This window comes from Nocardia sp. NPDC055165, assembly GCF_053606985.1.
The window spans coordinates 25993-39349 of sequence record NZ_JBSGSS010000009.1 but is presented as its reverse complement, the minus strand read 5'-3'; the positions used below and the strand labels follow the sequence as shown (position 1 = coordinate 39349).

Genomic DNA, 13357 nt, shown 5'->3' with positions numbered 1-13357 from the left:
TCGTGTGGGTTCGAACGCCCTGGGGCCTCCGTCCATTCCGCCACGCCGAGCCACCGAGGTCGGAGGCGTGGGCGCGGCGGGTCACCCCTTGATTGTAGGTGCGCGGGCAATTAATGTACTGATCGGAACATTAAGTCGCGTGCCGGACCGAACGGAGGCGCCGTGACCACCGAACCGGTATCGCCCGTGCGCCGGCGCGGACGCCCTCGTGCCACCGAGCGCGCCGACACCCGCGAGCGGATCCACGACGCCGCGCTCGAGCTGTTCGCCGAACGCGGATTCCACGCCACGGGTGTGGCCGAGATCGGCGCGAAAGCCGACGTCCAGCGGGGTGCGCTGTACTACCACATCGGTTCCAAGGAAGACCTGCTGTGGGCGATCCTGCGCGACTACACCCGGCTGCTGCTCGCCGACGCCGAACGCATCATCGAGGCCGATGCCGACCCTGTCGAGACCCTGCGCCTGCTGATTCGCAGTCACGTCGAGCTGATCGTCACCCATCGGCGCGCGGTGGCCGTGCACCTGCGTGACGCCGACGCGCTCACCCACGAACACGCGGTCGTGCTCCAGCAACTGCGCGATCGGCTGCAGCGCCACTGGCAAGACGTGATCGACGCGGGCCACGCGGCCGGGCAACTACGCACCGCCGACCACATCGTCACCAACGGCGTGCTCGGCATGCTCAACTCCCTGGGCTACTGGTACCGCGAGCGCGGCTCCCATTCCCCCGCCGAGATCGCCGACATCCTCACCGACACCGCCCTGTCCGGGCTGCGCGCCACGGGCGACAACACGAAAGGCTGACCATGGCTTGGGATTTCGAGACCGATCCGGAGTACCAGCGCAAGCTCGACTGGGTAGCGGAGTTCGTTCGCACCGAGGTCGAGCCCCTGGATCTGCTCTACCCCAACCCCTACGACCGCGCCGACCCCGAGATCCGGGCGCTGATGCGGCCGCTGCAGCAGCAGGTCAAGGATCAGGGCCTGTGGGCCTGCCATCTCGGTCCCGAGCTCGGTGGTCCCGGTTTCGGCCAGCTCAAGCTGGCACTGCTCAACGAAGTGCTCGGTACCTCGATGTGGGCGCCGCTCGTGTTCGGTTGTCAGGCACCGGATTCGGGCAATGCCGAGATCCTGGCGCACTTCGGCACCGAGGAGCAGAAGGCGAAGTATCTGCAGCCGTTGCTCGACGGCGAGATCGGCTCCTGCTACGCGATGACCGAGCCCACCGGCGGCTCCGACCCGACCGCGTTCCGCACCACCGCGGTGCGCGACGGTGACGAGTGGGTCATCAACGGCGAGAAGTGGTTCAACTCCGCCGCCGAATTCGCCACCTTCCACATCGTGATGGTCGTGACCGACCCCGAAGCCGAACCGCACCAGCGGTTGTCGATGTTCATCGTGCCCGCCGATGCGCCCGGGCTCGAGCTGGTGCGCAACTTCACCGTGCCCGGGTTCAGCGAACACGAAGGGCATCTGCGATTCACCGATGTCCGGGTGCCCGCCGATCATCTGCTCGGCGCGGAAGGCGCGGGGTTCATCGTCGCGCAGACCCGGCTCGGCGGCGGACGCGTGCATCACGCGATGCGCACGGTCGCGTTGGTACGCAAGGCCTTCGACATGATGTGTGAGCGCGCGGTGTCGCGCCCGGCCCGCAGAGGTGTCGTCGGCGGCTTCCAGATGACCCAGGAGCGCATCGCCGACAGCTGGATCCAGATGGAGCAGTTCCGCCTGCTGGTCCTGCGCACCGCGTGGCGCATCGACCAGGCCCAGGACTATCGCGCCGTCCGCAAGGACATCGCCGCCATCAAGATCGCCATGCCGACCGTCATGAACGACATCGCCCGCCGCGCACTGCATCTACACGGCGCGATGGGCGTGAGCACCGACCTGCCCTTCCTCGACATGACCACCTACGCCGAGGTCATGGCCATCGCCGACGGCCCGACCGAGGTGCACAAGATCACTCTCGCCAAGGAAGTGCTCAAGAACTACGCGCCGGGAGATCCGGTGTATCCGAGTGGCTACCGGCCGGCACTGCGCGAACAAGCCCGCGATCTGGTGGCGCGCAGGCTCGAACACGAGGTCGGCAACCACTGAAGGTCCCCGATCGCGGGGTAGGCACGAACTAGCCTGCCTCGCATGGGTGGTGTCAGCAATCCCGGGGACAACGGCACGCAACGATCACCTGCCGGGACCGAGGACGAAGCGGTCCCGGCACATCCGGTCGCGAATCGTCGTTCGGTCAACAAGCCGGTGTTCCTCATCGCCGCGGGCACCGTGCTGGCCTTCGGGATCTGGGCACTGGCCTCACCGTCGAGCGCCGAGACCATCGTCGGCGAGGTCAAGACGTTCACCACCACCTGGTTCGGGTGGTGGTACTTCGTGCTCGCCACGGCCATCCTCGGCCTCGTCGTTTTCCTCGGCGCCAGCCGGTACGGCCGCTACCGGCTGGGACCGGAGGAGTCACGGCCGGAGTACAGCCTGTTCTCCTGGACGTCGATGCTGTTCGCGGCGGGTATCGGCATCGACCTGATGTTCTTCTCGGTCGCCGAGCCCGTCTACAACTACCTGCGTCCCCCGCTGGGTGAGCCGGGCACCAACGAAACGGCCCGCAACGCGGTGGCCTGGACGATCTTCCACTACGGCATCACCGGTTGGGCGATGTACGCGCTGATGGGCGGCGCACTCGCCTACTTCGCGTTCCGCCACAACCTGCCGCTGACGATCCGTGCCGCGCTCTATCCGATCTTCGGCAAGCGCGTACACGGCCGGTGGGGCGACGCGATCGACGTGGCCGCGGTGCTCGGCACCATCTTCGGCATCGCCACCTCGCTGGGCATCGGCATCGTCCAGCTCAATTACGGACTGCACCAGATGTTCGGAATCCCCCAGGGCAAGGCCGCCCAGATCGGGCTGATCGCACTGTCGGTGGCCATCACCACGATCTCCGCTACCACCGGCGTCGACAAGGGCATCCGGCGATTGTCGGAGCTCAATGTCATCATGGCGATCGCGCTGCTGATCTACATCCTGGTGGCGGGCAACACCGATTTCCTGCTCAACGGCCTGGCCCAGAACGCGGGCGACTACCTGTCGACCTTCCCCGACCGGACCCTCGACACTTTCGCGTGGGAGCGCAACCCCGAGACGGCGAACGCGCCGTCGACCTGGCTGGACAGCTGGACGTTGTTCTTCTGGGCGTGGTGGGTGGCCTGGGCACCGTTCGTCGGCCTGTTCCTCGCGCGCATCTCGCGCGGACGCACGCTGCGCGAGTTCATCTTCGGCGTGCTCGTCGTGCCGTTCAGCTTCACCCTGATGTGGATCTCGATCTTCGGCAACAGCGCGCTCGAGGCCGCCAGGGACGACCGAGCCTTCGCCGAGAAGACCGCGGACCGAGCCGAACTCGGCTTCTACTCGCTGCTCGAGAAATATCCCGGCGCGACGCTGTTGCTCGGCGTCGCGACCATCACCGGGCTGCTCTTCTATGTGACCACCGCCGATTCCGGGTCGCTGGTCATGGGCAATTTCACCTCGAAGCTGCCCGATCCGATGGCCGACTGTGCCACCGGCACCCGCATCTTCTGGTCGGCCGCGATCGGCGTGCTCACCCTGTCGATGCTGTTCGCCGGTGCGGGCGGGTCCATCACGACCCTGCAGAACGCCACCATCATCATGGGGTTGCCGTTCTCGTTCGTGTTGGCGCTGATCGGCATCGCGCTGCTGCGCGCTGTCCGCAACGAGTCGTTCAAACTCGACAGCTACCGCACCTCGTTGCCCAAGGCTTTCGCCGCGGGCCGTGGACCGGCCGAACTCAGCAGTTGGCGTCGCCGGTTGCTCTCGACCATCAACTACCCGGGGCCCGCGGCCACCCGCAAATTCATCAGCGGCACCGTCGATCCGGCGATGCACGATGTCGCCGCGGAGTTCGAGCACATGGGTATGACGGCGACCATCGACGATTCCCAGTCCAACGAGGGTCTGCCGTCCCCGCGACTGCTGGTCGATCAGGCCAGTGAGCCCCGGTTCGAGTACGGCATCTGGCCGGTCTCGGCACCGGCCCCGACCTATGCCGTGCTCGCGCAACGATCCGGGGATCGCTACTTCCGCTGCGAGGTCTACCTGGCCGAGGGGTCACAGGGCTACTCGCTCAACGGCTACAGCCGCGAGCAGATCATCGGTGACATTCTCGACCAGTACGAACGCCACCTCGGCTATCTGCACCTGCGCCGCGCGGCGAGCGATCACCACGAGCCCGAATCCGGCGACGTCGACAGCACCGACCGCGAACTGTGAAGGGATCAGCATGAGCGACACTCTCTATATCGACGGTTCCTGGCGACCGTCAGCGTCCGGGCAGACGCGCGAAATCCGCTGCCCAGCAGATGATTCCCTCGTCGGGGTCGTCGCCGAGGCCGGCCGCGACGACACGGTCGCGGCGATCATCGCGGCCCGGCGGGCCTTCGACGAAGGCCCGTGGCGCCGCACCGGCGCCGCCGAGCGGGGTGACCTGCTGCTGCGGGTCGCCGACGCGATCGACGCGCGACGAGACGAGTTCGTGCGCGCCGAGACCCTCGACACCGGCAAGCGCCCCTACGAGTCCGACATCGACATGTCCGACATCGCGAACTGCTTCCGGTATTTCGGCAAGCTCGCCGCCGACGACGCGGGCCGGATCGTCGACGCGGGCTCCCCCGACATCGACTCCCGCATCGTCTACGAACCGGTCGGGGTCTGCGGGTTGATCACGCCGTGGAACTACCCGCTGTTGCAGGCGGCCTGGAAAGTCGCCCCAGCGCTGGCGGCAGGCAATACGTTCGTGCTCAAACCGGCTGAACTGACTCCCCACACCGCGATTCTGCTGATGTCGGTGCTCGATGACCTCGGCGTGCCCGCCGGGGTGGCCAATCTCGTGCTCGGCGCGGGCGCCACCGCGGGTGCGCCGCTGTCCGAACATCCCGATGTCGACCTGGTCTCGTTCACCGGCGGGCTCGCCACCGGCAAGATCATCGCGCGCGAGGCGGCCGCCACGGTCAAGAAGGTGGCACTCGAGCTGGGCGGCAAGAACCCGAATGTCGTCTTCGCCGACGCCTGCGACACCGACGAACGGCTGGCCGCGAGCGTCGACAACGCACTGAACGCGGCCTTCCTGCACTCCGGTCAAGTGTGTTCGGCGGGCGCGCGCCTGGTCGTCGAGGAATCGGCACACGACCGTTTCGTCGACGAGTTGGTGCGCCGCGCAGAGCAGATCCGGCTCGGCTTGCCCTTCGCCGAGGGGACCGAAACCGGGCCGCTGATCTCGGCCGCCCACCGCGACAAGGTGAACGCCTACGTCGAGCAGGCCCGCGCCGAGGGTGCCGTCATCCGCACCGGTGGCGCGTTCGCCACCGGCGACCGAGGCTCCGGAAACCTCGACAACGGGTGGTTCTACCTGCCGACCGTCATCGACGACGCCACCCGCGCGATGGCGTGTGTGCACGACGAGGCGTTCGGGCCCACCGTGACCGTGGAGACCTTCACCACCGAAGACGAGGCCGTCGCCATCGCCAACGACACCGAATACGGGCTCGCGGGCGCGGTCTGGTCCGGTGACGCCGCACGCGCCCGCCGCGTCGCCGCCCGGCTGCGGCACGGCACGGTGTGGGTCAACGACTTCGGGCCGTACCTGCCGCAGGCCGAGTGGGGCGGTTTCGGCCGCTCGGGTGTCGGGCGCGAGCTCGGTCCGTCCGGCCTGCACGAGTATCGCGAGGCCAAGCACGTCTACGAGAATCTCCGGCCGGGCGTCACCGGCTGGTTCGCCGATCGGGAGGAACAGCGGTGACCACATACGATTACGTGATCGTCGGCGGCGGTTCCGCGGGAGCGGCCGCCGCGGCACGGTTGTCGGAAGACCCGTCGGTGACCGTCTGTCTGCTCGAGGCGGGACCGTCCGATGTCGACGACCCGGCCGTCCTGCGACTCGATCGCTGGATGGAGCTACTGGAATCGGGCTACGACTGGGACTACCCGATCGAGCCGCAGGAGAACGGCAATTCGTTCATGCGCCACGCTCGTGCCAAGGTGCTCGGTGGCTGCTCCTCGCACAACAGCTGCATCGCGTTCTGGGCTCCGCGCGAGGACCTGGATTCCTGGGAACGCGAGCACGGCGCCACCGGGTGGGGTGCGGACTCGGTGTATCGGCTGTACCCGCGGATCGAGACCAACGACGCCCCCGGCGAGCACCACGGCCGCGGCGGCCCGGTGCACATCATGACGGTGCCGCCGCACGATCCGTGCGGTGTCGCCTTGCTCGACGCCTGCGAGGCGGTCGGTATCCCGCGCGCCGAGTTCAACGCGGGACGCACAGTCGTCAATGGCGCCAACTTCTTTCAGATCAACCGGCGAACCGACGGAACGCGCTCGTCGTCGTCGGTGAGCTATCTGCACCCTCATCTCGACCGGCCGAACCTCACCATCCGGACCGGCGCGTGGGCCAAGAAGATCGTGATCGAGAACGGGCGAGCCGTCGGGGTCGACATCACCGACAACGCGTTCGGCCGCACCACCCGGATCACGGCGAACCGTGAGGTGATCGTCTCCGCCGGCGCCATCGACTCGCCGAAGCTGCTCATGCTCTCGGGCATCGGGCCCACAGTTCACCTGCGCGAGAACGGCATCGAGGTGATCGTCGACTCGCCCGGTGTCGGCGCGAACCTGCAGGACCATCCGGAGGGTGTGATCGGTTTCGAGACGACGCGACCGATGGTGGACAGCTCCACCCAGTGGTGGGAAGCGGGTATCTTCACCCCGACCGAGGACGGCCTCGACCGGCCGGACCTGATGATGCACTACGGCAGCGTGCCTTTCGACATGCACACACTGCGGCAGGGGTATCCGACCGCCGAGAACACCTTCTGCCTGACGCCGAACGTCACCCATGCCCGCTCACGCGGCACGGTGCGCTTGCGCTCGCGCGATTTCCGGGACAAGCCGAAGGTCGACCCGCGCTACTTCACCGACCCCGACGGTCACGATATGCGCGTGATGATCGCCGGTCTGCGCAAGGCACGCGAGATCGCCGCGACCGCACCGCTGTCGGATTGGGTGGCGCGTGAGCTGTATCCGGGGCCGGAGGCGCAGACCGACGCCGAACTGGCCGACTACGTCCGCCGGACCCACAACACCGTCTACCACCCCGTCGGCACGGTCCGCATGGGCGCGGTCGACGACCCGATGAGCCCCCTCGACCCCGAGCTGCGCGTCAAGGGCGTCGAGGGTCTGCGTGTCGCCGACGCTTCGGTGTTCCCCGCGCACACCACGGTCAATCCGAACATCACGGTGATGCTCGTCGGCGAACGCTGCGCCGAACTGGTCGCCGCCGATCGGACGTAGGTCAGCCGAGGACCGGCCCGTCCCCGCGCAGCAGAACTCTGTGCCCCGAAATAAATCAGCCGACATTTCGGACACGGTGTGCCACCATGATTTCACGCAGGTGATTCGCATCGGGCGAGGTACCGACGAGCAGCATCGAGAGGAGGAGACGGCCGTGAAACAGCAAGCGCCACAGCGAGAATCGGATAAGACCTATCGCCGCGCGAGTTCGGTCCATCGCGCGATGCGCCTGGATATCGATGGCTCCGGCCGTTTCCTGATCGTGGCCTGACCGGCCCGACCCGCCTCCGCTCCCGACGTTCACACTTCTCTCGAAACATGGTGATTCCCATGCTGATTCGTCATGCCGTCGACCCGACGGCGCCCGCTTCCGACACCTGGATACACACGAGGGTGCTCGTGCTCAATGCCAGCTACGAGGCCCTCGACGAGATCACCGCCGATCGGGCCGTGACCTTGCTGATCAGCGGCGCCGCCGAGACCGTGATCGAGCGGGCACCCCGGTTCCCGATCCGCTCGCAGCATCTGGTCATCGCGTTGCCCGAGACGATCCGGCTGGTGCGCTACGTCTACCTGGCGCACGTCACGCCGATCGGTGACGACAGCCGCGCCACCCTGGCCGGCGTGTTGCGTCGCGACAAGCACCGCTGCGGCTACTGCGCCGACTGGGCGCACACCGTCGACCACATCCGACCCCGCAGCCGGGGCGGACCGAACACCTGGAGCAATCTCGTCGCCTGTTGCGCACCGTGCAATTCAGGCAAGGCCGACCGCACCCCGGAAGAGGCGGGGATGCGGCTGCTGTGGGAGCCCAAGGCTCCCGACCCGCTCGCTCGCAAGCAGCGCCGGATCTGGAAGGAGTACGCGCCGTGACCACCACCGACCTCGCACTGACCGAACTGCTGACCCTGTCCGATTCGGGGCAATGGCACCGCGCCGCCTGCCGTGGTGACCCCAACCACGAGGCGTGGTTTCCCTACCCGTCGCAGGACTTCGACTACGCCCGCAAGATCTGCGCCGGGTGCCCGTTGCTCGCGGGGTGCGCGGAGTACGCGGCGCAGACGGGTCAGTCAGGGGTGTGGGGTGGTCGTGAATACGATCGCGGCCGCGTGATTCGCGCGTGACCGGCAGCGCCGGGTGTCCGCTGTGGCACCCGGCTCTGCGCGTCCGGCACGCACTGCATGGTTGCATGCGTTGCCTCGACCGAGGCTGACCACTCTTGTCACCTGCTGTGACCTGCGGCGATGCGCACCGGTATGCGCTGTGCTGCGGTTGCGCGCGGTGTCCTTAAACTTGCCGCGTGGGTACGCATCGCAACGGGACCAGTTCTCGAAGTATCAGCAAGGGTCCGGTTATCGCGGCATCGGCAATCGTGCTGGTGATCGTCGCCGTCTTCGCCTGGGTCCAGCTCAGTGATCGTGCGGCGACCACCGATGTCGCGGCCGCCGCCGAGTGCGTCGAGGGAGCCTCACAGCTCGACGTCACCGTCGATCCGGCGATCTCGGGCCCGGTGCGTGCCGCGGCCGACCGGTTCAACGCGACCAAGCCTCGGGTGCGCGACCACTGCGCGCAGGTGAAGGTGTCGGCCCGCCCGTCGAGCGCGCTGGTCGCCGGTCTCGCCGACACCACGAAATGGGATCCAGGTCTCGGTCCGCAGCCGGGGCTGTGGATCGCCGATTCGAGCCGGTCGATCGAGCTGGTTCGGGTGCCGGGTCTGATCGAGGGCACACCCGCCTCGATCGCCACCAGCCCGATCGTGCTCGCCGTGCCCGATGCCCTGCGTCAAGCGCTCGAACAGCATCAGATCTCCTGGGCCGACCTGCCACGACTGCAGCAGGGCTCGCTCGACGAGGTCGACCTGTCCGGCTGGGGTGGGCTGAGCATGGCACTGCCCGCCGGTGACGCCACGACCGCCGCCGCCGCGTCCATCGGCGCGGCGATCTCGGGCACCGAACCGTTGACCGAGCAGGCCGCCAAGTCGGGTCAGGTCGTCGCCGCGATCTCCGGGCTCGCCGCCGGCGCGCAGGCACCGGCCGACTTGATGACCGCCATGTCGAAGATCAGCGCGAATCCCCTCGATGACGATGTGCACGCGGTCGCCGCGACCCAGCAGCAGCTCGGCACCGGCGGACTCACCGCGTTCCGGCCGGTCGGCAGCGCGCCGCTGGCCGATTATCCCGCCGCGCTGATGTCGGGTCCGTGGGTCGACAAGACCCAGAATCTGATCGCGTCACGATTCATCGACTTCCTGCGGGCCCCGGAGCAGGCGGGTGCGCTCGCCACCGAGGGCTTCGGGCCCGCCATCGGTTCGGCACCGGCGAATCCGCCGCGCGCGGCACTGGAGAAGGTGCAGTCGACGCTGGCCAACCCGGTGCTCGGGGTGAACGCGACGGTCCTGCTCGACGTGTCGTCGTCGATGGGTACCGCCGAGGGCTCGACCACCCGGCTGTCGAACGCGATTGCCGCGGTCGCCTCCACCCTGCAGGTGATGCCGCCCGACTTCGGGCTCGGCCTGTGGACGTTCGGCAAGAACCTCGACGGCACCACTCCGTACAAGGTGCAGGCGGCCACCGAGCTGCTCACCGATTCCCAGCGCAATGCGGTCGGCTCGGCGGTCACCGCGGTGAAGCCGAGCCAGCTCGCCGCGGATCAGGCCTACCCGAGCCTGCTCGCCGCCTACCGCGCGGCGGTGGCCGGTTACTCCCCCGGTCGCACGAATTCGATTCTGCTGATCACCGACGGTCCCGACGACGATTCGACGCTGACCGGCACCGCGCTGGTCGACGAGATCACCGCGGCGACCAAGTCGGGCAAGCCCATTCGCATCGACATCGTCGTGGTCGGCGGCCAGGGCACCCAAACCCTGCAGACCCTCGCCGACCAGACCGGCGGGACCTACACCCGCATGCCGACGAGCAACGACCTCGGTTTCGGCACCGCGGTCGTCAAGGCGCTGACCACGCCGTAGGTCACCGGCACGGCGGCCGCTACAGGGAAACCCGCACCAGTGCACCGGATTCCATCGCTACCCAGAGGTCACCGGCAGCGTCGACGGTGAGTCCGTGCGGTTCGGCGCCCGGTAGGTCGAGATGAGTGATCGTGCCGTCGGTGGTGATCCGGCCGAGACGGCAGCTCGCCCACTCGGTGAACCACAGCGCACCGTCGGGGCCTGCCACGATCGCGTGCGGGCGGGCGTCGGTCGCCGGGAGCGCGAATTCGGCGACGGTGCCGTCGAGGTCGATGCGCCCGATCGCACCCGCGCCGATTTCGGTGAACCACAGTGCGTCGTCGGGGCCCGCGGTGATGCCGACCGGCGCGGCCGCGGGCGTGGGGATCGGGTAGACGCGCAGCGCGAGGTCGGTGTCGACGCGGGCGATCGCGTTGCCCTGGTTCACCGTGAGCCACAGCGCCCCATCGGGCCCGGGCGTGATCATCGAGGGCATACCGTCGACCTCGACGCGGGTGAGGTTGCCGTCCGCGGCCAGCCGCCCGACCCGACCCGCCTGTAATTCGGTGAACCAGAGCGCTCCGTCCGGCCCGGCGCACGCACCGTAGGGACCTTCCACGGACAGGCTCGTTACCACACCGTCGACGGTGATCCGCCCGAGCCGACCACCCTGGAACTCGGTGAACCACAGGTCATCATCGGAACCGGCGACGATCACCGTCGGTTGCCCGTTGGACTGCGCGAGCGGATAGGACCGCACGATCCCCTCCGCGCAACGTCCGATCACACCCTGCGTCACCAGCGTGAACCACAGCGCCCCGTCGGGCCCGACAGTGATCCCGTACGGAGCGCCGGGCACGTCGATCACTTGCACGATCTCAGCCAAAGTCTTCAATTCCCTTCTGTATTCCGCGGAAACGGCGGCGCAGCGCCCGGTCGTGCGACACCACGACCACCGCACCCCGATACTCGCTCAGCGCGCGTTCGACTTCCTCGACCAAGGTCAGCGACAGGTGGTTGGTCGGCTCGTCCAACAGCAACAGGTCGTGTTCACCGGCGAGCACACCGGCCAGCGCGAGCCTGCGCCGCTGACCTTCCGAGAGGGTACCGACCTCACGATCGAGCAGTTCGGGGGCGAACAGCCCTGTCGCCAGCAATGAATCGCGCCCGAATCCGTAGGTGTCGGTGACACTTCGGGCCGGATCGAAGCGCTCGTCCTGGCGCAGGTAGCCGATGCGTCCCGGTGCTGCCGCGTGGATCGCGTCGAGCAGTGTCGACTTGCCCGAACCGTTGGGTCCGTGGATCAGCAGCCGCTCGCGCGGGCCGAGCGTCAGCGCGCCGAGGTGGAACTCCACGCCGCTGCCTGCCGCGAATCGGCCGCGGAACCGCAACGGTTCGGGTGGTCGCGGCACCGGATCCTCGCGCAGCCGGCGCAGTCGCTCGGCCGTATTGCGCACCCGCGACGCGACCGAGCTCTGCACCCGCCCGGCATTGCGGTCGTAGGCCATCTTGTTGTTGTCGGTCATCGCGCGACCCGGCGCGACCTGCTGGGCAGTGCTCGTGGCGAACTCCTCGAGCCGCCCGATCTCGCTGCGCCACTGCGCATAGGCCTGTTCCCAGCGAATGCGCGCGGCCGCCTTCGCCGTCAGGAATCCGGTGTAGCCGCCGCCGAAGCGGGTCAACGCGCCGTCGGCGACCTCGAGCACCGCGGTGACCACCCGATCGAGGAAGGTCCGGTCGTGCGAGACCAGCACGACTGTGCCCTGATGGGTGCGCAGGCGGTGTTCCAGCCAGGTGAGCGCGGCGTCGTCGAGGTGGTTGGTCGGTTCGTCGAGCAGGAGCACCTCCGGCGAGGCAGCGAGCAGGCAGGCCAGCCCGAGGCGGGCCCGTTCGCCGCCGGACAGGCTGTCGAGGGGTCGGTCACGGCCGATACCCGCCACTCCGAGTCCGTGCATCGACGCGTCCACCCTGGCATCGGCGGCGTAGCCGTCGCGCGCCTCGAAACGGGCGAGCAGCGCGCCGTAGCGGTCCATGTCCTGCGCTTCGGCGGCGGCTTGCATGCCTGCCTCGAGTTCGCGCAGTTCGGCCAGCGCCAGTTCGATGGCCGCACCGACTGTGTCGCCGGGCAGTGTTTGCGCGAGGTGGCCGATCCCGCCCTCGGCGGTGACGGTGATCGTGCCCGCGTCGGGTCGAGCGAGCCCGGCGAGCAGGTCGAGCAGGGTCGATTTGCCTGCGCCGTTCTCGCCGACGATGCCGACGCGTTCACCGGGCCGGATCGAGGCCGAGATGGTGTCGAGCACGGGCCGGTCCGCATAGGACTTCGAGACTCCGCGCAGGGACAGTTGAGTGGTCAAACAGTGCTCCAATCGCTACTCGTGTAGCTTTAACTGTACAAAACCGCGACAGCTAACGCAACAGGAGTTGTTTTTGGAACCACAACGACGCCCCGGCGGACGCAGCGCCCGAGTCAGGGAAGCCGTTCTCGACGCGACGGCGGACGAACTCGCCGAGCGGGGCTACCAGGACCTGAGCATGGAAGCTGTCGCTCAGCGCGCCGGAGTGCACAAGACCACCGTCTATCGGCGCTGGCGCGGCCCGGAGGGGCTCGTCGCCGACGCGCTCGAGCGCGCCTCGCAACAGCCATGGCCGATCCCCGATACGGGCACCCTCACCGGAGATCTCCGTGCGCTGACCGAATTGCTCCGACAGGGCTTCACCGATCCCGAATCAGGCTCGCTGGCAACAGCTTTCATCGCAGCGGGGATGCAACATCCCGAGGCCGCCGACGCGCTGCGCGGCTTCTACGCGGCGCGACACGACGAGGCGGCGGCGATCGTGGCGCGGGCGGTCGCGCGCGGTGAAGTCCACCCGGAGGTCGACGCCGCCGAGATCATCCGGCTCGCGGTCGCACCACTGTTCCACCGGCTGTTCATCACCCACGAACCCGTCACTGCCGACCAGGCACGCCGAGCCGCCGACGTGGCCGCCGCGCTGGCGAGAACACCGATCGGCACCTGAATCGGGTTGCGCGACAGTACGACCC

Annotated in this window: 11 protein-coding genes; 9 read left to right on the top strand and 2 right to left on the bottom strand. The window is 68.2% G+C overall.

The features are described 5' to 3' along the window. The first annotated feature begins 162 nt into the window (after nucleotides 1-162). The 8 genes from ACWFRF_RS19500 (at nucleotide 163) to ACWFRF_RS19465 (ending at nucleotide 10335) form a co-directional block, all read left to right on the top strand. Nucleotides 163-804 (top strand): TetR family transcriptional regulator, encoded by a 642-nt coding sequence (locus tag ACWFRF_RS19500; RefSeq protein WP_452451385.1) that lies wholly within the window; start codon nucleotides 163-165, stop codon nucleotides 802-804. A gap of 2 nt (nucleotides 805-806) precedes the next feature. Then, nucleotides 807-2096, top strand: a complete 1290-nt coding sequence (locus ACWFRF_RS19495) for an acyl-CoA dehydrogenase family protein (protein ID WP_379312258.1) — start codon at nucleotides 807-809, stop codon at nucleotides 2094-2096. 42 nt (nucleotides 2097-2138) lie between these two features. After that, nucleotides 2139-4292: a choline BCCT transporter BetT gene (gene betT, locus ACWFRF_RS19490; RefSeq protein ID WP_452451383.1), complete on the top strand. Its 2154-nt coding sequence runs from the start codon at nucleotides 2139-2141 to the stop codon at nucleotides 4290-4292. 10 nt (nucleotides 4293-4302) lie between these two features. Continuing rightward, nucleotides 4303-5817 (top strand): aldehyde dehydrogenase family protein, encoded by a 1515-nt coding sequence (locus ACWFRF_RS19485; protein WP_379312260.1) that lies wholly within the window; start codon nucleotides 4303-4305, stop codon nucleotides 5815-5817. Continuing rightward, entirely contained in the window at nucleotides 5814-7367 is a 1554-nt protein-coding gene (locus ACWFRF_RS19480) for a GMC family oxidoreductase (RefSeq protein ID WP_452451381.1), read from the top strand. The genes ACWFRF_RS19485 and ACWFRF_RS19480 overlap by 4 nt, the downstream gene beginning before the upstream one ends. Before the next feature lie 330 nt (nucleotides 7368-7697). Next, nucleotides 7698-8240, top strand: a complete 543-nt coding sequence (locus ACWFRF_RS19475; RefSeq protein WP_452451379.1) for an HNH endonuclease — start codon at nucleotides 7698-7700, stop codon at nucleotides 8238-8240. Beyond that, nucleotides 8237-8491, top strand: a complete 255-nt coding sequence (locus ACWFRF_RS19470; protein ID WP_378991918.1) for a WhiB family transcriptional regulator — start codon at nucleotides 8237-8239, stop codon at nucleotides 8489-8491. Before ACWFRF_RS19475 ends, ACWFRF_RS19470 begins: the two co-directional genes overlap by 4 nt. A 176-nt stretch (nucleotides 8492-8667) precedes the next feature. Continuing rightward, the gene (locus tag ACWFRF_RS19465; protein WP_452451377.1) at nucleotides 8668-10335 is read left to right on the top strand and encodes a VWA domain-containing protein; all 1668 of its coding nucleotides are present in this window, start codon (nucleotides 8668-8670) and stop codon (nucleotides 10333-10335) included. A gap of 19 nt (nucleotides 10336-10354) precedes the next feature. Here ACWFRF_RS19465 and ACWFRF_RS19460 read toward each other — a convergent pair whose 3' ends face one another. Beyond that, complete coding sequence (locus ACWFRF_RS19460; RefSeq protein ID WP_452451375.1) at nucleotides 10355-11209, bottom strand: Vgb family protein; 855 nt, start codon at nucleotides 11207-11209, stop codon at nucleotides 10355-10357. Then, the gene (locus ACWFRF_RS19455) at nucleotides 11193-12680 is read right to left on the bottom strand and encodes an ABC-F family ATP-binding cassette domain-containing protein (protein ID WP_452451373.1); all 1488 of its coding nucleotides are present in this window, start codon (nucleotides 12678-12680) and stop codon (nucleotides 11193-11195) included. Before ACWFRF_RS19455 ends, ACWFRF_RS19460 begins: the two co-directional genes overlap by 17 nt. Before the next feature lie 61 nt (nucleotides 12681-12741). On the opposite strand from ACWFRF_RS19455, the gene ACWFRF_RS19450 reads away from it, so the two are divergent. After that, a complete protein-coding gene (locus tag ACWFRF_RS19450) occupies nucleotides 12742-13332 on the top strand; it encodes a TetR/AcrR family transcriptional regulator (RefSeq protein ID WP_452451371.1) in 591 nt (196 codons plus the stop codon). Nucleotides 13333-13357: the final 25 nt, after the last annotated feature.